Origin of the sequence: Dapis brunnea BLCC-M229, assembly GCF_050015995.1 — a bacterium.
Classification (GTDB): Bacteria; Cyanobacteriota; Cyanobacteriia; order Cyanobacteriales; family Microcoleaceae; genus Trichodesmium.
Window position 1 is genome coordinate 1 of the sequence record NZ_JBNHEP010000315.1, and the last position, 21,587, is coordinate 21,587.

Here is a 21,587-nt window from a genome sequence, read left to right on the forward strand (position 1 = left end):
TTAATATATTAATATTTTGCCACTGGGTCCTATCTAAAATTAATACTAATTCTGAAGTAAAGCTGAATAAATTTTCTATCATAATTTTAACTAAAGGAAACCAGAATAAAGGTAAGCTTAACTCCTTTAAAATCAAAAATCTTTGTATGTGTTTTCGCTTACTTTCTAATTTTATTGGTAGGGGAAAATAATTGCTTAATTTTGATATCTGTACAGTTTTATGTACTGATATTAAGTCTAATAATATTTGTAATGTTACTACTTGAGATGGACTCAACTTTTGCTTGATATGGTTTTGATAAAAGCCTAATATATTCACTTTTATTGATTTTTATTTGTAATTACTAACCCTTTTTTATCATATTTTTAACTGTTTCAAAAGGTTTTTTAATTGAATAAATAATCAACTCAAGGTGTGGGATGTAGTGCGTTCGCTACACCCCTTCATTCTCAATAAGCGTTTTCTTTTTGTTGAAATATTCTTCAGTCCCCGGACACAAATCCCTTTCTATATATAGCTTTCAACTAGCTTGTCACCCCGTGAGTACTCTCAGACATCAAAACTCTATATCTATCTGGAAAATTAATTAAAAATATTCACCAAAAATCAGAAGTTGCTAATTTAGTATTTAATCTTAGTCTTGCCATTCAATCTTTTCAGCATAACCCGCAAAAACGGCTGATTGAAAAACTGCGAATTGATGGAGAATTTAGAATCAGAAGAATTAAAAACTTTTGGCTAGCTTTACCTATTAATTTCTATCGAAAAGTTACCTCTAAGATTATTCTGAAAATTTTACTAGGGTTAATTTTAGGACTTCCATTATACATAGTAGTTCCACTGGGCTTATCATCAGGAAGCAACAACTTAGAACAAGCTCTACAGTCAAAAGGAATTCTTTCACCAAATCTTGATGCTAGAAGCCGTGAAACACCAGATATGTACATAAATGATTTTAAAATGACAGTTTGGCTAGGAAATTTGTGTTTTACTGCTGGCGCTCTAGGTAGCATAGTTAGTATCTTATCTCGGCTTAGTAATTATGAACAATCTGATGACGACCACCAATATGAAGACTCAATAATTCCTATCTTAGTTGGTTTTTATAAGCCTCTGATCGGAGGTACATTTGGCATTTTAATCTTTGCTATTTTACAGGGTGGAATTATTCCTATTACCTTTGGTGAAATTAATAACGAAAAGAGGCAAGATCAAAGATGGATGTCTCTATTTTCTTTGTCTTTTGTGGTGGGATTTAGCGAGCGATTAGCAAAAGATATTATTAATACGACAGAAAAAAATTTTGATTCGGAGAAATAGGAAGTGATAGATAGATGGAGAAAAATGTTTATTCGATCCTGTTGTTATTCAACCATTCATTCAAAGACAGCTTGCGTACTTCCTCTCGACGTTTTTCAGGTTTTTTTCTCTATTCCCTATTGCTTGTTGCCTTCTTACCACGAAAAAAAGATGGGAGAACGGGAGCCGCGATGTTTTAACTCGCTCAGGAAGTTCGACTCAGCTTGTTTCAACAAGCATGAGTCTTAAAATAAACTTAGTTGCTCTACCTCTGTTCCCTTGGATTTGCGAGTACGTTGGCTTTTTGTTTGGATGGTTTGAGTTGAAAATTGAGCAGTATCAAAGAGGTAATCGTTGATTAGGATTAATTAACTGATTAATTACTGGTTTAACAACTTTAAGTTTTTGCTTAACCAGTTCTCCAAAGCTATATGCAAAACCATCAGACTTATGGATATGCTGGCAATATTTATGATTAACATCAAAGGTTTGAGTTGATGTTTTAATCTTAAAGTTACCTTTTTTCCTAACAGCAATTCTACCAGTATGAGTACCAGCATATTTACCTTTGGGAATTACTGCTTTAACCATGTCTCCAGTCTGGAAACCAAAAAAGGATTTCTGTTGAAGTTTAGGTGCGCCGCGAGGAAATCCGTACTTATCAGAATTAACCATCTGACGAGTACCTCTACCCATTGCTTTAATCAATAATGGTTGATATCCTTTGATGTTTAAACTATTAGGAGTAGAACTTCCCACACAGGCAGCATCCGTCCAATGAGATTTGGAAATGCCTAATCGCCGTCTATTAAATTTAGTTAATCCTCCAGAACCTAACTCAACAGACAAACCAGTATTTTCAAGAACTTCTTTGAGTTTCCAACGAGTAGCATTAACAGCAGCAGCATCAACAAGTGGTTGCTTGCGCTGTTTTTCTATTATTGCTAAAAGTAATGGTCTATCTGATAGAAAATCAGCAGGTAATTGATTATCCTTTTTCTGATTACACTCAACACAACTCAGTACCAAATTAGAAACTCTATCGCTTCCCCCTTTGGATTTAGGATAGAAATGGTCTAAGTTAAAAAACCCTTCTTTAGTGTTGCAATAAACGCAAGTCCTGTTAAATTTTTCAAGCAAATATTCTCTGACTTCATAGGCAAATAATTCGCCTTTTTGGTATTCAATCCCATTAATTTCTGGGTTAACCATCTTCTGCGTATCAAACCTAACTAACTCTTGGCTAATAGCGGTGATAGGAGCTAATCGACATAGTTTTTTAACCCAAGATTCTATGTTATAAACTCGACTCATTAAACTCGGAGGCAGCCAACCTTTGGGTCGTTTCCTGTTGAAAAAACGAGGTTTACGATATCGAGTTTTACGATTACGACGGTTACAACGTTGAGTTCTACGGTCATTTAATTTGTCCCGAATTTGAAACCCGCGATGTTCAAGTTCTGCACACCAGACAATGTTAGAGTCAGATACTACTGCTAACCCAGTCGTTTTAGCACCAGGGTCTATCTTAACTCTTAATTCTTTTACTTCATCTTTGCATTCCTCCTTCAAAATAATCGTAAATGGATACCTGCGAAATACTGCTGCTTTGCCTTCAGTTAATAATTTTCTGGCAACGGCAGGATGTACTCGATTGCAGGGTTTTTTATTAGTGTCCAGCACAAAAACTGCATTTTTATTCATTAAAAAACTCCTATTTCTAGGGTAATGTTTACCTCGCCAATGTTGCATCCCGGCAGCTCCAAATAGCACCGCTTTACCCCTCGTAAACTTTTAACTATTTGGTTTCAGAGCTTGGAACTGGTAAAGTATTCCAAGGTGAGAACTTTGACTCTTAAATGCAACGTAGTCAGTTAAGACTTAGGCTGGTCAGCTACCTAAAGAGGAGGCACGAAGCCCCGTCTCTTTAGAGCGGGGTGCTGACAAATTGACTCTTGCTCCAATTTAGCTTGATGCTCACAACCAAAACCATCCTTACACCATTGTGTCATATTTACCTGTGAGAGTTTTACCACATCTGTACATTTTGGTTCTATTACCTGACTTTCCACTGCCCATATCAAACTACGAATAACATCTAAACCTGTCTTGAGGCGAGATTCTTGATTTCCTGGTACACCTATTTCTTTAACAATATCAGTTTCAACCCAGATTCCATGAGAACCCAGAATAATTTGTGCTAACCACTTTGCTCTAGGTAAATGACTAGGAGATGTGACTAATTTAATATGTCGCGCTCTCCATTTTTCCAAAATTGGCATAGCAAAAAAGAAGTTACCAAAAGTAGATTTAGCGCAATGTTCTAACCAAACTTGCTCTAAAGGAGCATTTACTCCTTGAAATAATCCTACAATACAGGGATCTTTAGAACCAGCAGAAATTAATATAGGTGTCTGAGGATATTGTTTAGCAACTTGAGCAATATAAATTTCCCGTTTAATACTGCCACCCAAAACTAAGTAAGCATCAACAGGAGCTTTTGCTGCTAAGTTTAGCAAAATAGTATTTCCCACTAACCAAACTAATAGACCAGAAATTATCGGCAAAAGTACCAACAACAGTATTTTTCTAATTTTCTTGTTTCTACGAATGGTGGAATTTTCTCGCATATAAATTATCTTGAGTTATATCATCTCCAGAAAATTAAAAATCTAGACTAAAACTTTGAAAGCAGCCTAAACTAAGATTATAAAGCTAGACTTGCTAATACGATGGCCTGAGAAAAAGAAGACTTATTATTAGGAACTTCCAAATAAAAAAGGCGTTGCTGAATAAAACTATAATTTTACAGTCCTCAGTCTTGAGGAGCTATAAAGAAGCTTTTTTCGTGCCATTTAGAGGAGAAATAGGTATGATTTACACATTATAAATTTAGGAATTTCATACTAATTCCTAGTGACAAAAACAACTTTTGATTCCTGACTTCGTTCAAAGGGCTGATAACTCTAAAAATTAATGATAAGAATTCTTTGGCATCCAAATTAGCTCTTGCTAAGTATTTAAAGATTATGTAACTATCAACAATCTGACTAAATTTCGATTAAAATTGCTTAATTAAAGAGTAAAAATGTCGTCAATAAATCAAAGTTTACATCACAAAAATGACTTAATATCTAAACATTTATTAAAGGATAATTTGCCGATATTTCAGATTTATTAGGCAAATTAGAACCACCCAAATTTGATATTCGACTACTAATTATTCTTCTTTGTTTCACCATTATTCCGCAAAAATTCCCCAACAATAGCAACTGCTCCTGAGCCGACAATTAGAATTACACTTAGGGCATTAATATCTGGTTTTACCCCTGTACGAATCCGACTAAAAATTTCCATTGGCAATGTTGTCGCTCCACTCCCTGCGGTAAAACTAGCAATTAAAAAATCATCCATACTTAGTACAAAAGCTAGCAGACAACCAGACACAATTCCTGGTAATAATTGGGGTAATAATACTTTGATAAAAGCTTCTAATGGCGTTGCTCCTAAATCAAGGGCAGCTTCCTCTAAATTGGGGTCTAAATCTGCTAATCTTGTGGAGACAACTAAGCCTACATAAGCTAAACAAAAAACTATATGAGCTGCAATAATTGTCCATAAACTTAATCTAATTGCCAGTGCAGCTAAAAATACCAAAGTAGCCACAGCGATCGCTATATCAGGAATAATTAATGGCAGATAAGAAATACCTAGATATAAGGATTTACCACGAAACTTATATTTTGCCAAACCTACTGCCATTAAAGTACCAATAACTGCTGAAACAGCTACAGCAAAAAAAGCTACAGTTAAACTATTTTGGAGAGCAGTTAAAATTCTTGTATCCTGAAAAAGTTTGACGTACCATTGCAGGGTAAAACCTTCCCATCCAGCACTATATTTAGATTTATTGAAGCTATAAAAAGTCAATACAAAAATCGGCAAGTACATAAATAGGAACATTGAAACTGTAAATATTACCTGCCAAGAAAGTTGAAGTTTTGTCTGAGATTTAGACATATCTATTGGGATATTATCTTCTTGAGTTGTTACTGTATTTGTCATTTGTTTTTCATCTAAACTTGAGTAAAATTTTGACTCATATAGGTATTCAATAATGAATAATTAATAATGAATAATTAATAATTACCTCTCCTTGAAAACGGATAGGATTGACTAATCATGAAAATTTTTATTTATTATCCCCTCTCTTGGTCGATTGGATATGCCGAGGAGACCTCGGCATCCCTCGACCGCTATCCAAGGGGAGGCTTTAAACCAAAATTTTTCGGTAAATAAAAAATACGATCAAATGTTACAACCTAATTTAGCTTGGGTTTGGAGACCAAACCTCTACGATTAAATATTACAACCTATTTAGAATTGCTATAATATATGTTTGTAATTCGATATATACTTCAATATTCAATCTCCCCATCTCCGAATCTCCCCATCTCCGAATCTCCCCACACTCCCAACACTCACTTAGAAGGTCTACCATCACCAAATTTTAGTAAAAGAGCGATCGCTATACTCACTCCTAAAATTAAAACCATACTCAAAGATGAACCAAAACCCCAATTTTGAGTAGCTCCTAAAAACTGGTTATAAATTAATCTAGCAGCGGTCATACTCGAAGCTCCACCCAATAATTCTGGGTCAACAAAATCTCCTAAAGAACTAATAAAAACTAACAAAGAACCTGCAGCAATACCAGGTAAACTTTGGGGAACTGTTACTTTCCAAAAAGTTTGTATAGGAGTAGCACCTAAATCAGATGATGCTTCTAATAATCTCCTGTCTAATTTTTCTAAGGAAGCATAAAGAACTGTCACAATATAAGGTAAATAACTATAACTCATGCCAATCAAAACTGCTGGAGTTCGATTCAATAATTCCAAAGGTGGTAATCCGATAATTCCAATAATTGAGTTTAATACACCAGTGGGGCGTAAAATTGTAATCCAAGCATAAGAACGTAACAAAGATGAAGTCCAAAGTGGCAAAACAAAACCCAATAAAAGTAGATTTCGCCACTGTTTTGGTGACATCAAAGCAATCCAATAAGCTACAGGAAACCCTAACAATAAACATAAAATTGTTGTGCCTATAGCAAAATATATTGAACGCCAAATTACCCTTAAATTCAAAGGATCAAAAACTCGTAAATAGTTACTGATACCGTCAGGAATTACTAAATCTCCTGGTCGAATATTTTCTACTAAACTCAGCTCAAAAATTACTAAGGTTGGCAATACTAATAAAAACAGTAACCATAAACCTGCCGGACCTAGTAAAACTAGAGGACCCAAGATTTTAGAAAATATTTGACTTATACCATGTTTTGACTGAGAATTAGGGAAAGCTGGAATAGATGATTTATTAGGTGTAGTCATATTTGTAAAGTCAAAATTCAAAAGTCAAAATTCAAAAATAATATTATAGAAATTGGAAAATTTCTCAAGGATTCGGTTCTATAGTGCTACACGAAGTTAAAAGTCAAAAGTTAAAAGTAATCTCTGACTGAGTTATGGATAATTAATAATTAATTCCCAGAGGTTTAAAGCAACTCCAGTTAAGGAGAAAGGCTATTGAGGAATGGATTGGTTACCTCGCCATATCCAATCGACCAAGAGAAAAAAAATCATTTTGGTCAATCCTATCAGTTTTAAGGAGAGGTAATTATTCATTATTAATTATTCATTATTAATTATTAATTATTCATTATCCACTTCTTAATTTAGTCCAGTATTTGTCATAAACTTCTTCATATTTACCCAGTGGAGCTAAACTTTCGCACTTTTGAATAATTGACTCTGGAGGAAATAAAGTAGGGTCTTCTTTTAGTTCTTCTGGTAATATTTGATAAGCTGCACGAGAAGGTGTCGTAAAACTGAGTCTTTCTACAATTTCCGCTGCAATATCTGGCTGTAACATAAAGTTAATCCATTGATAAGCACCATCTGGGTTAGGAGCATTTTTCGGAATTACTAATGTATCTATCCACAGGGAAGAACCACTGCTTGGAGTAACATATTCTAAATCTTCATTTTCTGGTTTAATTTCTGCTGCATCAGAAGAATAACACATAGCAATCAACAAATCTTCTACCAAAATTTGAGACCGCCAACCATCTGTAGTAAAAGAAGCGATCGCTGGTCTGAGTATGAGTAACTCTTCATAAGCTTGCCTAATATTTTCTACATTGGTAGAGTTGTAAGAATATCCTAATTTTCTTAAAGCACACCCCATCACCTCTCGCACGTCATTCACTAAAGTCATCCGCTTCAATACTAAATCTCGATTTTCCCAGAGATATTCCCAATCATTAGGCGCTGTTGGTAACAGTTTACTATTGTAAATTAAACCAGTAGTTCCCCAACTTACGGGTACACTATAGACATTACCAGGATCGTATGTCGGGTCTTGAAATTGGGGAAATAGATCGTCTAAACCAATAATTAGAGAGTGGTCTAACTCTGTCAGCAAATTTAGGGAAGCCATTTTTTGCACCATATAATCAGATGGATAAATGATGCTATATGCTCCACCCCCTCCTGCTTGTACTCTAGCTAGCATTGACTCATTAGAGTCAAACACATCTGCAACTACTTTGATACCAGTTTCATCGTAGAAGCGATCAAGCAAATCTTGATCTGTATACCCTGCCCAAGTATATATATAGAGTAAATCTGAATTACCCTGCATTCTGGGATTAGATTTCACTTCAGCTAATCTCCAACCACAACTAGAAAGGGTTGAAACTGCCATGGTAGCTGCTGACGCTTTCAGAAATTGACGTCTAGAAGTACTAGCATTTTGCTTGTAAATTGATTTAGCTACATCATTTCGCTGGTATTTATGTAAATTAGTTGGAGGCACAGTAGTTACAAGTTTAAAGTCAAAAGTATAGCGCTACGCGCAAGTCAAAAATCAAAAGCGCAAAGTGCGGTCTTGGGGTCTGCCTAAGTGGAGCAACTTTGCAAGAGAGTCAAAAGTCAAAAATAATCCATGACTTAGTTTGAGCATTTATAAATGTTCTAACCTTTGCTTCGACTGCTATAAGTTTACGTTTTAATTGTGTTTAATTATTTATTTTTACGATCTTGATTCAGTTAAAGCCAAACAATTGTGTTTTCCCCAATAAACATAGATAGGAGTATCTGGGTTGGGCAAAGTTCCTTCTGTATTTGGTTGCCTTACCATTATCCGATCGCCTGACAACAGATTTACTTGATAATGTACATGAGTTCCCATATACATTACATTCGTCAACCTGCCTTCAAAACAATTTTCTGATACATCTGGAGAATACAGACTCAGATTAACTTTTTCTGGTCGCACACTTACTACTACTGAAGCACCTCCATAAATTTCTCCGTTTTTTCCTTTCTCACTCACTTTTGATTGTTCTACAGAAATCTTCAGACCACTATCTGTCTTAACAACCAGACTAGAATCATGATTATATTCGACCCGACCTTGAAATAAATTTGTATCTCCAATAAAATCTGCCACAAATGGACTTTCGGGGCGCTCATAAATTTCTTGAGGAGAACCTATTTGTTCTATTCTACCCTCGTGCATCACAGCAATGCGGTCAGACATACTCATGGCCTCTTCTTGGTCGTGAGTTACCATCACAAATGTAACGCCCAAATCTCGATGTAAATTGGACAATTCCATTTGCATTTGTTTGCGTAGCTTTAAGTCTAGGGCACCGAGAGGTTCATCTAATAATAATACTGCGGGACGATTTACTAAAGCTCTTGCTAAAGCCACCCGCTGTTGTTGCCCACCGGATATTTGATGAGGATAGCGATCGGCAAATTTCTCCATTTTCACCAACTGCAAAGCTTGTGCTACTTTTTCCTCAGTTTCAGCTTTTCCTAAACGTTTTATTCGTAGTCCAAAAGCGATATTATCTTTAACACTCAGATGGTTAAATAAAGCGTAGCTTTGGAAAACAGTATTTACTGGGCGACGGTAAGCAGGAGTTTGGCTCATAGATTGGCCTCGAATCATTATTTCACCTGCTGATGGGGTTTCAAATCCGGCTATTAACCGTAATGTAGTAGTTTTGCCACAGCCAGAAGGTCCTAGAATACTAAAAAATTCTCCTTGACGAATATTGAAGTCCACACCCCTTACTGCTGTATGGCCTTCAAATACTTTGAATACTTTACGCAGTTCAACGTCGTTTTCGGTTTTGGTTAGGGTCGTCCCAATATTCAGTGCAGTTTGAGTCATAATTATTATGTCTTGAGTGGGGAATATGCTTGGGAAATTGGGTCTTAATAAATTTAAGTATTAGATTTTTTAGTATTTTAGCAGTTCTGGCTATTACGCTTCACATTAAAGTAAGAGAAGCCTAATTAGTCTGGAGGATTATTTTGTTAGTTTTGTTTTCTCTGGTCAAGACAACCTCATAGATCCATATTCAGGATTTAGGATTAAATAAAAGACAATTGAGATGCAATACGCAAGATAATCGTTGATTTTAAATTCTCTTTTTAACATCAGTTTTTTCAGTCTCAGACTTGATTGATTTTCCTGGAGTTGAGATTGTAAGGAAGTCTTAACTTTATTATAGTATTGATTTAGAGATTTTAATGGTCTGCCATTTATTACTCTAGGGTTTTATTCCGACTTGATTAAAAGTTTCGGCTGTCGCCGACATGAAAATGTAGCTAAATTGTTTAATCCAATATCAATAACTGGCGCAACGATTTTTCTCTAGCTGGTATTGTTTTTCGCATTTCTTCATAAATCACCTCAGTTATACCATTTCTCAAAAACTTTTCTACATTTTATTGAGCGAGGGAGTAGGGGAGTAGTAGGGAAGTTGCATGCAACGTCCCTACGGGAGAAGTAAATAGAAGACGGGATTAACATTAACTTGCTAATTATTAGCAAAAAAGTTATTCGGCTTGTGTTAATTACTTAATAACTGAAGTGTTTCCCAAGTATAGCATTAATGCATGGGAATTGGTATTACATAATGGTTAAGTTTAGGGACGAGACAAACTTGTTTAATTTGTGAAGTAGGTACTAATGTTTTTAGATAAATCTCAGTAAAACTGAAATTAATAATTCCTTGTTTAAGTTGCCTCTTGCTAATGGCTTGTGTCGTATAAACTACAAGATTTATTTCCGTTATTTTATTTTTATATCTAGGAAGACGAGGACGAGATTTAAACTTTGATAGGTTCTGTTTATAAACTTTGTTTGCTGCTAAAAAACTCTTCGGTGTTTCTATATATTATCATCAAAATTTGTTGAGATATTTTAGTTGGCATTGCTTGATAGTCTGGTTGAGTAGATAGTATCTTTTGAAGCTGATGATAAGAAAGATAAGTATTTTCAAATATCAAAAACTGATGAACTAAATAATTAGCATACTTATAGAGATTTTTAGAGAACAAAAACGGTCGGTCAATTTCAGTATAGCAATCCGTGCATAGGTTGCGGGTAATCAAAAAGTAGATAAAAAAACTGAAATTCCCACCAGTTAAGTGTTCCCAGTTAAGCGTTCCCTAAAAGCAGTAAGATTTTTATACACAAATAAAATAGGATTGCTATATAAAACCGATTATTTTTTGTATGGGATATGTCTCTCAACTAATTTCATAAATCAAGGAGTTAAAATTACTAAAGGATTCGAGTATTTCGGAATTTTTCTGATTATTTAGTCTGGAACTCTCAGCCAGTTTCATTATACTATTAAACAGATTGTCGAGAGTTATTAAATTTTACTTCCGATTTTTATGCTTCCTTAATAGCAGTTATTCTGTTAACAAATAATTATCGTCAGGTGAGGGAGATGCCTCTGGACTACTAGATGATTTTTCGGTTTCCAACTCATCTTTTTGATCTGAAGATTCTTCTGCATCACCCGATGATTCTTCTGTTTTTTCTTGTTTTTCCCATTCGGAAACTGGTTTAGTTAAGACATTTTTGAAGTTGACAGATAACAACAAAACAGATACTTCTTCCGGCGGTTCTTCCTCCGGTTCTAATTGAGAATATATAAAATTACCATCAAAGTCTGGTTGACCTAAAAATAAACGACTGGTTTTACCATCTTTGAGTTGAATTTCTACAGTTATTTCTGGTTTTTCTAAACCATATTCTGATAACTGAGAAACTGAAGTAGTGATGGAGCGATCGCTTTTTAAGTTTGTTAGTTCAGCTAGTAAAAATTCTACTGTTTGTAAATCAGCTTTTTTTTCTACAGGTGCGGTTATATTCCAGGTTTTTTCTTCTGCTTCTTCGTCTATTTTTAAGGTTAATGTTTCTGACTCTTGTTTGATGGTAATAGTCTGAATTTGTTCTAACTCAAAATCAAATACTTGTTTTTGTTGTTCTTGGATTTCTGCCTGTTGTTGTTTACCTCGAATTTCATATAAGTAAACAAATCCTCCTAAAGCAAGTGCTGTTAACATTAATATTAAAGTTGTTCTTTTTATTTTCATGATTTTAGGGAGTAGGGAGTAGTCAGTTATCAGTTATCAGCTATCAGCTAAATATTTTTTCTAGTCTTATCAAAATAACAAAGTAAAAATTTAACTCCTGAATTATCCATTATCAATTATCCATTATTCATTATCAATATTCCACCCAGAAACCGGGTTGAGCGACGAAATTTCGGAAAAATAATAATCAAGGTAATAAACCAGGTTTCTTGTTAATCAGTTATCAGCTAAATATTTTTTATTTTATAAGAATAACAAAGTAAAAATTTAACTTCTGAATTCTGAATTATAAATTCGCCCATTCTAAATTCTGAATATTTTTTCTAGTCTTATCAAAATAACAAAGTAAGTAAGTAGGCGTGAATAAACCTTACTATCTAACGAAATGTTAAAGCAGTTGAAACCCTTGATATTGCTTCCTTCCACTCGGTGACCGTCACTTCGGAGGTACTTGTAAATTTTTTCACCTACCTAATTAAAAATTTAACTCCTGAATTATCAATTATCCATTATCAATTAATTAACGTCGTTGCCACCAGATTATTCCACCTATTGCTAAAGCTAAAATTGGTAAAATTACAATTGCCATCCAACTTAACAATCTAGCTTGCACTAAAGTCATTGCAATACGACGATTTGTAGTTTTTTTCGGACTAATAGAAAGTGTTTCTTGTTCTGGTTTACTTAACCAAGAAACTGAGTTCAGAAAAACATCTCCATTTAGTTGTTGTTGAAACCAACCATTTGTCGCAAATTGAGAATTTCCTAACACTACTAAACGTGCTTCTTCTGATTGATTTTCTGATTTTCCCTGTATTTTACTAGACTCTAATTCATCTGGTGGTTGACCGGGAAGTGGGGGAATAACCTCTGCTGAAGTTGTCTCTTTTTCTGCTTCTAATTCTGAAGTAGAAGTTGTCGCAGGTTGATTAGGTGGTTGACCAGGAAGTGGAGGAATAGGAGTAAGGTTTAATTCCGTTTCCTGACTTTTTTCCTCAGTAGGAGAACGACTCAAAGCTACACCTAAAGATAATGGCCCTAGCCGATCCCTACCCTCATTAAACCTTAACTGACCCCTTAAATCTGTTTCTGCCCAACTTTGGTCATTAGTCCAAATTAGAGGACTTTCCTCTATCCCATCTATGGCTTCACTTTCGATGGGACGGGCAAAAGGATATAATGAAATACCATTGCCAAAATCTTGAGTAATAGGATGTTCTCCATACCTAGTTACTAATACCACCCAGGGGTCAAGACCTACTAATCTACCAATTTTTGGGTCATCTATTGCCAGGCGATCGTCAACTAATACACCCCACTCTGCAAATAAATCATTTAATCCTGGGTCGGTGCTTGGGTCTAACATTATTAATAGACCGCCACCTTGGTCTAAATATTCTTGTAAAGCAGTAACTTCTGCTTCTAAAAATTCTCTTTGAGCGCCAGCAATAATCAGAACATCTGCATCTTCTGGTACTTGAGAAATAGTTGCCAAGTTGATAGATTCTATTATGTAATTTTTATTTTCAAGAGCATTAACAGCTTCAGAAAAACCTTCTTGACCTTCTTCTAATTTTCGTTCCCCATGACCTTGAAGAAAGTAGATTTTTAAAGTTCTGCTGCCCAGTATTTTTTCGATACTATTTGTCAGTTTAGATTCGGTTAGAGGCTCTAGTTGTCTACTAATAATAACTTCTTTTTTTTCTGCGACTTCCAGATGTATTTCTCCTAATTGTTTGACTCCAAATTGATTGGCTTTTCCAGGTTCTGTTTGAGGGTCTACTAACTCAAACCTAAATTTACCATTTCCTTGTCTTTGATAATTTTCTAATAGTTGGGAATATTGGGGATTTTCACCCCGGTCAAATATCCAAAGTTTGACTGGTTGTTCGAGATTTTCTAATACTTCTATAGTTTGTGGTGATAATGTAAATTTTTGGTTTTCAGTAAAGTCTATTCTCGTTTGATAACGAACTGCTAGAAAGTTAATTAGTGCCAAAATTATCAGTACGGAAATAGTAGCAAAAATTGCGTTTGTGCCTGCTTCGGTTGCTCGACCGCTCCACCAACTTGTTGTTGAGTTTCGTTCTATTGAATAAGCTTGATAAAAAATCCATAAACCAGTTATTACTATGCCTGAAGTTATTAACGCCAATGGTATAGGTTCCCAAGTTCCTGAAACAAAACCTGCCGATACACCGATAATAGTTAAAATTGGTCCTAACCAAAATAGATAATTCCAAGTACTTTTGATAATTTTCATATTATCTTTTTTTCAATCTCTAAATTGTCTTGAACAGGAAATAAGGAATAAGGGAGAAGCAGTATTATAAATAAATTTATGAATTTTTGCAATGAATGATTATAAGCATTCAGCAGTCAGCCATCAGCTATTGGCTTTAGTTTTAGATAAAAGGTTTATTAATTGAGTGAAAATTAATCTTACTACAAAAGTTTGCTTTAAAGTCTATTTTAATTTAAACCTTCTCCTTAAGATTGGCATATTTATGAGTTATTAACTCATTATCTTGGAAGAAGGAATTAGTCTCCAAGAAGTGACATAAGTTTGCACAGCATGACCAAAAAAATGAAATTCGTCATCAGATAATTTTAGTCGTTACTTGCATAAGTTCAAAAGCTGTTAATGTTTCGCTGCGCGACATGGAAAGCGGAGCATGACCTAGGATAGCTCCTCTGGAAGAGGCAGTTACGACCCAGGAGGATAGCTGACTGTTTACTTCTTAATAATCTAACATCAAATTTAACCCTGGTAAAATATTTTCACCTGATAACATAATAGGCATAGTTACAATTTCTACCTCTTTATTTTGATGATAAATTTCTACTTTTTTTTGTTGAGGATTAATTAACTAACCTAACAATAAACCTGATTCTAAATATTCTCTCATTTTTGCTTTTAAAGGTGGAATTATATCGGAGTTAGACCGTAATTCAATCAAAAAATCTGGGGAAATAGGAGGAAAACTTTCTCTTTCTTGTTGAGTAATATTTTCCCATTTTTCTAAAGATATCCAAGCAACATTAGGGGAGAGGTCGCCTCCTCCTGGTAAACTAAAAATAGTAGAATAACTAAAAACTATTCCTAACTGAGTTTGACGATTCCAGAGGCTAATATCAACAATCAAATTAGCTTCTTTTTGACCACTTTTAACACCTACAGGGGACATAATAATTAATTCTCTTTTTTGACCAGTTTATATATGGTAAGTTTGTTGCAGAAAAGGATAGTGAATACCGTCTAGTTTCTTGCAGTGAAAATTTAAACAATAATATTTCAGAGCTGGAATATATACATGAAAAAAATTATTACTTTTGGGGAAGTCAAGGTAGCGACCCTAATCGTAAAGCTGTAGGAATTTGTAGGAATAAGACTTCGATTTTGCCCGAAAAAAAAATTCTACTTATTCAAGCTGCTCCTGCTTTTAATAAAAATAAAGGTATCTTTTCGAGAGGTGGCAGTCGCTCATTTTTCCAGCATCGTTATATTTTTGTATCCTCAGCAGAAATAGTTGGATTTAAAAATCAAATTTGTAGGTTGTTGGGATATCTAGGTAATATGTCAATACCAACCTTCAGTAGTCTTAATCAACTTGATGATTCTGAGCAAAAATCTTGGCTTTTGGGTCCGGAAGATTTTGAGTCTTTACTAGCAAAAGAAACTACAGAGAAAAAAATAAGGGAGACCATAGAAAAGGTCTGGAAAAAACTTAAAAATTCTGAGCAAAAGATTTTGCTTCAAGCACTAGATGTGATTTTGAATGGTAAAAGATTACTACTTACTGACCAAAACCCAAAAAAGACACGATCGCCATTATTACTTCTAGATAATCTTTTGCTTTTCCTACCTACTAATGAGCGTCACAAAATATCTTTAGCTATAGGTTCGGTTGACCCTGAATACTGCAAGTGGGCACAAATAATAGTTAAGTTAGATGGTTCTTCAATAGGTTCTTTACCTGAAAATATGGTGTGGCTAGATTTTAGTAAAGAAGAGTTTGACAAAAAGGAATATCTAGACGACGGATATGTTAAAGATTTTATTGCTCCAAACAAGGATAAATATGAAAATTTAATTACTATATGGGAGTACCTTGACAAGACTACTAAGGATGATTCTGATAATTTAGTTTGGGAATTTCAGGAAGTAGGTGGTTGGTTGAAGTTAAATCATCCATCACTAGATTTTATTTTTAATTACCCAGTAGAGGAAGGAGACAAAATTGAAATTTTGGGTAAGTACATTCCTCGAATGGAAGAGAAGGTGCAAAGTTTTCTGGATAGGTTTGGGGAAAATTCATCGACTCCAGATAGTGAAGATTTAAAACTTTTAGAGTTGCTATGGAAAGCATTGCCAATTTCTGAAAATAATGGAAGCTTAACGAAGACTCTGTTATGTACAATCTATCGTTTTTTGCCAGATAAATTTTTAGATATAGTCAAAGCAGATAATAAGTTTTTTGATTCTTTAGAAATTCTCAGAGAAAATCAGTTTATAGAATTTTTTGTGGATGAAAATCTCAGGGATGATATTTTACAGGCATTACAAAATGCTTGTTTAAAACTGATAGAAAAAATTTCTCAAGGAAGCATTGAAGATTTGTATAACAAGTCTGGAGGTAGAAACACTCCATTACAGACAAAGTATCTACCACCTCCGCAATCCTCTACAAAAAATCATCCAGAACTGGAAGAACTAATAATATGTTGTGAAAAGATATTTCTTTCTGAAAAAGAGAAATTCCAACTATGGGATTTAGCATTAGTTGGAAGAATTACGAGTGGTGATTTTAAAAGATTGTTTATCGAACGACTTTTTCCTAATTTTCCTGTTCTAGATAGAGAAACTTTTGAACAAAGTAATTTAAAGCAATATTGGCAGGAAAATTTTACTGATACACTAGATTATCTAGATTTCTTATTGGAAAAAGAGAAGGGTATTTCCCATGTTTGTGAGATTGCTAATGGTTTGAAACTTAGCAATTATGAAGTTGGTGAGCTTTATATGACTTGCCTAAAATCTCATTCACTAACTTATGAAAAAAGTTTGCCATTATTGGAATCTGCCATTGAAAAGAGCGTCAGTTTTCTAGAAGAGAGAGTGAAGTTTCAGGCAAATGATTTTATGGGAGTTTATCAATGGTTTAATTCCCAGTATTTTCAAGATAAATCTCCAAACACATCTGCGAATGAGTCTCCATACAAATTTTCAGATAAATCTTCAGATCCATTGGAATTATTTTTAAGCTCAAGCGAAATTCCAGATAGTAGCTTCCAAGATTCTCCAGATAAATCTTCAGATAAATCTCCAAACAAATTTACGGATGAGTCTCCAGGCAAATTTTCAGATAAATCTTCAGAAAGCGAAATTTCAGATAGTAGCTTCCCAGATTCTCCAAATAAATCTCCAGACAAATCAGATGAGTCTCTAGATCAATTGGAATTATTTTTAACCTTAAACGAAATTCCAGATAGTAGCTTCCCAGATTCTCCAAATAAATCTTCAGACAAACCAGATAACTCTCCAGACAAATTTTCAGATCAATCTCCAGAAAAACCAGATAAGTCTCCAGAGAAAGTTGAATTATTTTCAATATTAAGCAAGCTAATTATAGATAGTAATTCTAATCGCTGGATAAATTGGGAAAAACTTTCAGAAGTTCTTTACAAGGATGATATAAAAGGAAAGATTTTTCTAGATAAGACTATAGGAAAAGCTTTTCCTGTTCAAATGCTAGAAACATGGCTCGAATTATTGAATAATCACCCGGAAAGTAAAGAGGTAGAAGTAAAATTTTTAGTTAGTAAAGCTTGGTCATTGCTGAATCGTCAAACATTGAAAAAAATGCGAGAACATCTAACAGGTACTTACCAAAAATATGTAGGCAAATTTATTCAGTGGGCAAATGAACAAGAACATTTAGATTTAAGTAATGATACTCCTGTCGAGTTAATTAGTGGAGAACTGATAGAGTACACCACTGAAATCTGGATTCAGCAAAAATCAATCGAGCAAAAACTATGGAACTTTTTAAAGTTGGAAGGAATATTGCCAAAGTTGAGCGATAAAGACTGTCTGAATTTAATAGATGTTCACTGGCGTTTAAGTGCAGATTTATTGTCATTATCATTAACCAATTTGTATAAGAGAGCAGAAAAATTTTCTCAGGAAGAAAAAGAGTCTTTGATGAAATGTGCAAAAGAAATAGTTAGTCAGTTTAAAGACCGTCAAAATCTGAAATACTTTATTGATAAATGCAAGCTTTTCTACAATAATTCAGACCTGTTAGAAATTATGCGTTACGCCGATAATAATCTTAAAAGCGAGATATCATATAATGATGTAATGCCTTGAAAAATATCTTAAATATCTACAGAGAAATCAAACTCAAGCTTGAACTTTATATTCTGGAGTTAATCTGCCATTTTTGCAACTATAGCAATCCTAAATTAGGTTGTAAGATTTTATCGAGCGGGGTTTGGTCTCCAAACCCAAGCGAAAGGGATTTCGAGACCAAACCTCCACAGTTTTTTCTCACAAATCATTTTATATTGCTATACCATCGGTCAATAAAAACCTAGTTAAATTAATAGATTATTTGTGTTATGAACAATCAAGAAAATGGATTCTGGGAATGTAGCGGAGATGAAAATAATCGCCACATTCTACTAATAATGTCGCCAGACGAAAATGAGTGTCGTGAACCTGGATGTAGCAGAAAAAAACCTCGCCCAAAAACTCGAATAAAGCCACCAAAACCAGAACCAGATGGTACAAAAAATGGTTCGTACTCGATAAATAATAATGGAAATAATGGAAATAATCGCAGCAATATACCAACTGATAAAAGAGACAATAAAATAAACACCGAGCAAAAACCCAAACGAGATATTAAACTGCTCATAGCGTTGACTATCCTTAATATTGGCAGTGGGTTTACAACTATGCGTGGAGCAGCACAAATTTTGCCTCGACTTGTAGGTTGGTCTAGTGGTGCTGCTATTCAAGCATTATTATTTCTATTAACTTCAGGTTCCACTCTCAAACACGATCCTTTCTCAAAATGGATGGCTGTAGGTGCTTTTTCTATACTTAGTGTTTATACCAGTTTCTTTGCTTATTATGATTTTTTAGTAGTAGAAACACGAGAAAAAGATGGCTTTAATCGAGCTATATCTGCTCATCAAAATTTAGTTAGAGAAATTTTTACTCCTATTGAGGAAAAAGCTCAACAATTAGAAAATGAAATTAAGAGCAAAGATGCAGAAATAGAACGTGAATTAAAGGGAGAAGGATTGACGGGAATAGTAGGTGATGGACCCAGGGTTGAACAACTAAGGAGAGAAAAAGACAAACTGCTAATTAGGTTCGATCAAGTTAAACCAGTAGCTAATGAATTAAGACCTTTATTTGATTATGATTTAGAAGGAAAAGAACCACAGGAAATTTTTAATGCAGACCGTAAAGCTTTAGCTCAAGTCAAACCAAAATGCTTACCGACAGAACCAGAATTTGTTTGTTTGCCAGAAAAATATAATGGTAGTTTAGACCCTCTAAATCCTAAATCCGAAAAACTCCAAGAAAAGTATTTTGATGAGGAAGACAGAATCAGATTTATTGCACCTTTTCGAAAAATTAAAAATGGTGAAGAAGCTGCTATTGCAGCAGCTTTTTTCGCTCTACTTGTTGATGGTGTTATTATTTTCTTAGGAACAAAAATTGAAATTCCTCCTAAGTCTAAAAAGATTGCTAAAAAGATTCCTAAAACAATAACTTTACGGATAAAAGGAACAGGAACAGAATTTTTGGATAAATTATTAGAAGCTATTGATAATATGTCTGGACAGAGCTACCAGGAACTGTTTATTAATCAGGAACTACTTAAAGAAAATCAAACACAATACCAGAAGTTACTTCAAAGTCTCTCCAACGAAACAACATGGATAGAAAAAAATGAGGAAAAACAATGGATTATATATGATGAAAAAAAATTTACAGATTGGGTTATCAAGGAAGGCGAAAGGCTAATCAAAAACGAAGATCAAAATAATAGTAATACTAAATCATCGAATATTGTTACATTTTATTTGCCTGATGATGATATCACTGAATGACAAAGAAGCTGAAAGATAAAGCAATTTCTTACTTAATGAAGTAGATATATTTATGGTTTCAGGGAGTATAATAGGGAATAGGGAATAGGGAATTTCATCTGATTCAGGTACAGGAATAGCAGGCAAGATGCTCACTATAAATTGATAAAAACCTTCTCCCTTATACAGCACTTTTTAGATTGATGAACTACATAACCAAAACCCTGTAGGGGCGATTCGCGAATCGCCCCTACTATGGTCTGCTGAAATGAAAACCGCTGTAAACCTTTCTTTCCCTTCCTCCTTCTTCCCTCTTCCTTCTAAAACGCTCAAAAAGTTGGTATTTTAGGCAAGAATTAGGCCGAAAAATCATTCTGACAATTCTTACTCCTACCTCCTCGCTCATTCCCCTAACTCCTGTCTCCTGTCTCCTGTCTCCTGTCTCCTACCCCTACTAAAAGACTTTTTCAACAAACCCTAATTAAGACCGCTGAAACCTTAAAGCATCTATTGATTGAGCAGTTAAAAATACTCCCAAAACAACATAACTCAACAACATAATTATGCTGCTAGTATCCACAAGTCCCTGAATAATATTAGTGTAATGTGTCAGCATTGATAAATGTTTCAATGCCTCTGCTAAAACACCACTAACATTATTTGCCACAACATCAATTACCCAGAGAAATAATACTAAAGCAAATGTCAGAATGGCAGATAAAATTGCACTATCTGTCAAAGAAGAAATAAACATTCCTAATGATAATACTGCCGCAGCAAGTAATATTAAACCCCCATGTCCTAACAAAAGTAACACTGGCGAAATAGGCGGTTTTGCTGCATTAATAGCAATAGCTTCCAACCCTAACAATGGCAATACCATAGAAATATAAAACGTTAATACAGCTAATAATTTTCCTGTTGCTACCGACCAGTTTGTTAGAGGTGAAGTTGCTAATAATTCTAAAGTTCCTCGTTTTCTTTCTTCCGCATATAAATTCATAGATAACATAGGCAGCAAAAACAAAGAAAGAGAACCCATAATTCCCAGATAAGCTTTTACAAATTCGTAGGGTGCATCGACTGGCGGTTCCGTAATTCCTAGTTGGTCTCTAGTCGCAATTTGTTGAATAATTCCATCCGGTCCTAATAAAATAGCTACTAAAAAGTATCCTCCCAATAGCCAAAATATTCCTGTAATTGCATAAGCTAATGGTGAGGCAAAATATCCTTGTAATTCTTTTCTGTAAATCGCGATAATATTACTTATTACTATTAGCATGAGTTGATTTCTTTCCTTATAATGAAGACCTCTCCCCCAACCCTTCTCCTACAAGGAGAGGGGGGAAGAATTTTTTAATCTGGTATGTTTACAGTTTCTCTGACAGTTCTTACTCCCTCTTCCCTTGCAGGGAAGGGAGTTGGGGGGTTAGGTTTTAACCACAATATTAGTCTAGTAGGTTGGGTTGTAGCTTGCTTCCGCGTAGCGGTACGACAGTGAAACCCAACAATAGTAAGCTTTTGTTGGGTTGAGTTTCGTTCCTCAACCTACGCCTATGCACCATTTTAGCTGTGTCACGCCACTACTGGACTGACACACCTTAAATGATGCATTAGAAAATGGGGTGATTACGAAAAAAGCTAATGATGAATAGTGAATTTTCTCTTCCCCATGCGTATAGAGCAATAGTTAATACATT

13 protein-coding genes and 1 pseudogene are annotated in these 21,587 nt (G+C 34.6%); 3 read left to right on the forward strand and 11 right to left on the reverse strand.

Annotation, left to right across the window (positions count from 1 at the left end; genetic code table 11):
• Positions 1 to 319: pseudogene (locus ACP6PM_RS36265) on the reverse strand (IS4 family transposase); the annotation flags it as partial.
• Positions 320 to 961: 642 nt separating this feature from the next.
• Between ACP6PM_RS36265 and ACP6PM_RS36270 the strand changes: the two are divergent.
• Positions 962 to 1,321: a hypothetical protein gene (locus ACP6PM_RS36270; RefSeq protein ID WP_426591739.1), complete on the forward strand. Its 360-nt coding sequence runs from the start codon at positions 962 to 964 to the stop codon at positions 1,319 to 1,321.
• A 318-nt stretch (positions 1,322 to 1,639) separates the two neighbouring features.
• Here the strand turns inward: ACP6PM_RS36270 and iscB are convergent, their stop codons facing one another.
• The 9 genes from iscB to ACP6PM_RS36315 all read right to left on the reverse strand — a co-directional run bounded on the left by iscB (position 1,640) and on the right by ACP6PM_RS36315 (position 14,963).
• Complete coding sequence (gene iscB / locus ACP6PM_RS36275; protein ID WP_426591740.1) at positions 1,640 to 3,004, reverse strand: RNA-guided endonuclease IscB; 1,365 nt, start codon at positions 3,002 to 3,004, stop codon at positions 1,640 to 1,642.
• Between the two features lie 194 nt (positions 3,005 to 3,198).
• A complete protein-coding gene (locus ACP6PM_RS36280; RefSeq protein ID WP_426591741.1) occupies positions 3,199 to 3,930 on the reverse strand; it encodes a YdcF family protein in 732 nt (243 codons plus the stop codon).
• Positions 3,931 to 4,516: 586 nt separating this feature from the next.
• Complete coding sequence (locus ACP6PM_RS36285; RefSeq protein WP_426591742.1) at positions 4,517 to 5,365, reverse strand: ABC transporter permease; 849 nt, start codon at positions 5,363 to 5,365, stop codon at positions 4,517 to 4,519.
• Between the two features lie 416 nt (positions 5,366 to 5,781).
• Positions 5,782 to 6,696 (reverse strand): ABC transporter permease, encoded by a 915-nt coding sequence (locus ACP6PM_RS36290; protein WP_426591743.1) that lies wholly within the window; start codon positions 6,694 to 6,696, stop codon positions 5,782 to 5,784.
• Between the two features lie 328 nt (positions 6,697 to 7,024).
• Positions 7,025 to 8,131 (reverse strand): ABC transporter substrate-binding protein, encoded by a 1,107-nt coding sequence (locus tag ACP6PM_RS36295; RefSeq protein WP_426591751.1) that lies wholly within the window; start codon positions 8,129 to 8,131, stop codon positions 7,025 to 7,027.
• A gap of 267 nt (positions 8,132 to 8,398) precedes the next feature.
• Positions 8,399 to 9,550 (reverse strand): ABC transporter ATP-binding protein, encoded by a 1,152-nt coding sequence (locus ACP6PM_RS36300; RefSeq protein ID WP_426591744.1) that lies wholly within the window; start codon positions 9,548 to 9,550, stop codon positions 8,399 to 8,401.
• A 1,535-nt stretch (positions 9,551 to 11,085) separates the two neighbouring features.
• A complete protein-coding gene (locus ACP6PM_RS36305; protein WP_426591745.1) occupies positions 11,086 to 11,775 on the reverse strand; it encodes a DUF4340 domain-containing protein in 690 nt (229 codons plus the stop codon).
• A 520-nt stretch (positions 11,776 to 12,295) separates the two neighbouring features.
• Complete coding sequence (locus ACP6PM_RS36310; protein ID WP_426591746.1) at positions 12,296 to 14,038, reverse strand: GldG family protein; 1,743 nt, start codon at positions 14,036 to 14,038, stop codon at positions 12,296 to 12,298.
• A gap of 607 nt (positions 14,039 to 14,645) precedes the next feature.
• A complete protein-coding gene (locus ACP6PM_RS36315) occupies positions 14,646 to 14,963 on the reverse strand; it encodes a Uma2 family endonuclease (protein ID WP_426591747.1) in 318 nt (105 codons plus the stop codon).
• Between the two features lie 212 nt (positions 14,964 to 15,175).
• On the opposite strand from ACP6PM_RS36315, the gene ACP6PM_RS36320 reads away from it, so the two are divergent.
• Complete coding sequence (locus tag ACP6PM_RS36320) at positions 15,176 to 18,148, forward strand: hypothetical protein (protein ID WP_426591748.1); 2,973 nt, start codon at positions 15,176 to 15,178, stop codon at positions 18,146 to 18,148.
• A gap of 251 nt (positions 18,149 to 18,399) precedes the next feature.
• The gene (locus ACP6PM_RS36325) at positions 18,400 to 19,908 is read left to right on the forward strand and encodes a hypothetical protein (RefSeq protein WP_426591749.1); all 1,509 of its coding nucleotides are present in this window, start codon (positions 18,400 to 18,402) and stop codon (positions 19,906 to 19,908) included.
• Positions 19,909 to 20,368: 460 nt separating this feature from the next.
• Here ACP6PM_RS36325 and ACP6PM_RS36330 read toward each other — a convergent pair whose 3' ends face one another.
• Entirely contained in the window at positions 20,369 to 21,169 is an 801-nt protein-coding gene (locus ACP6PM_RS36330) for an ABC transporter permease (protein WP_426591750.1), read from the reverse strand.
• Positions 21,170 to 21,587: the final 418 nt, after the last annotated feature.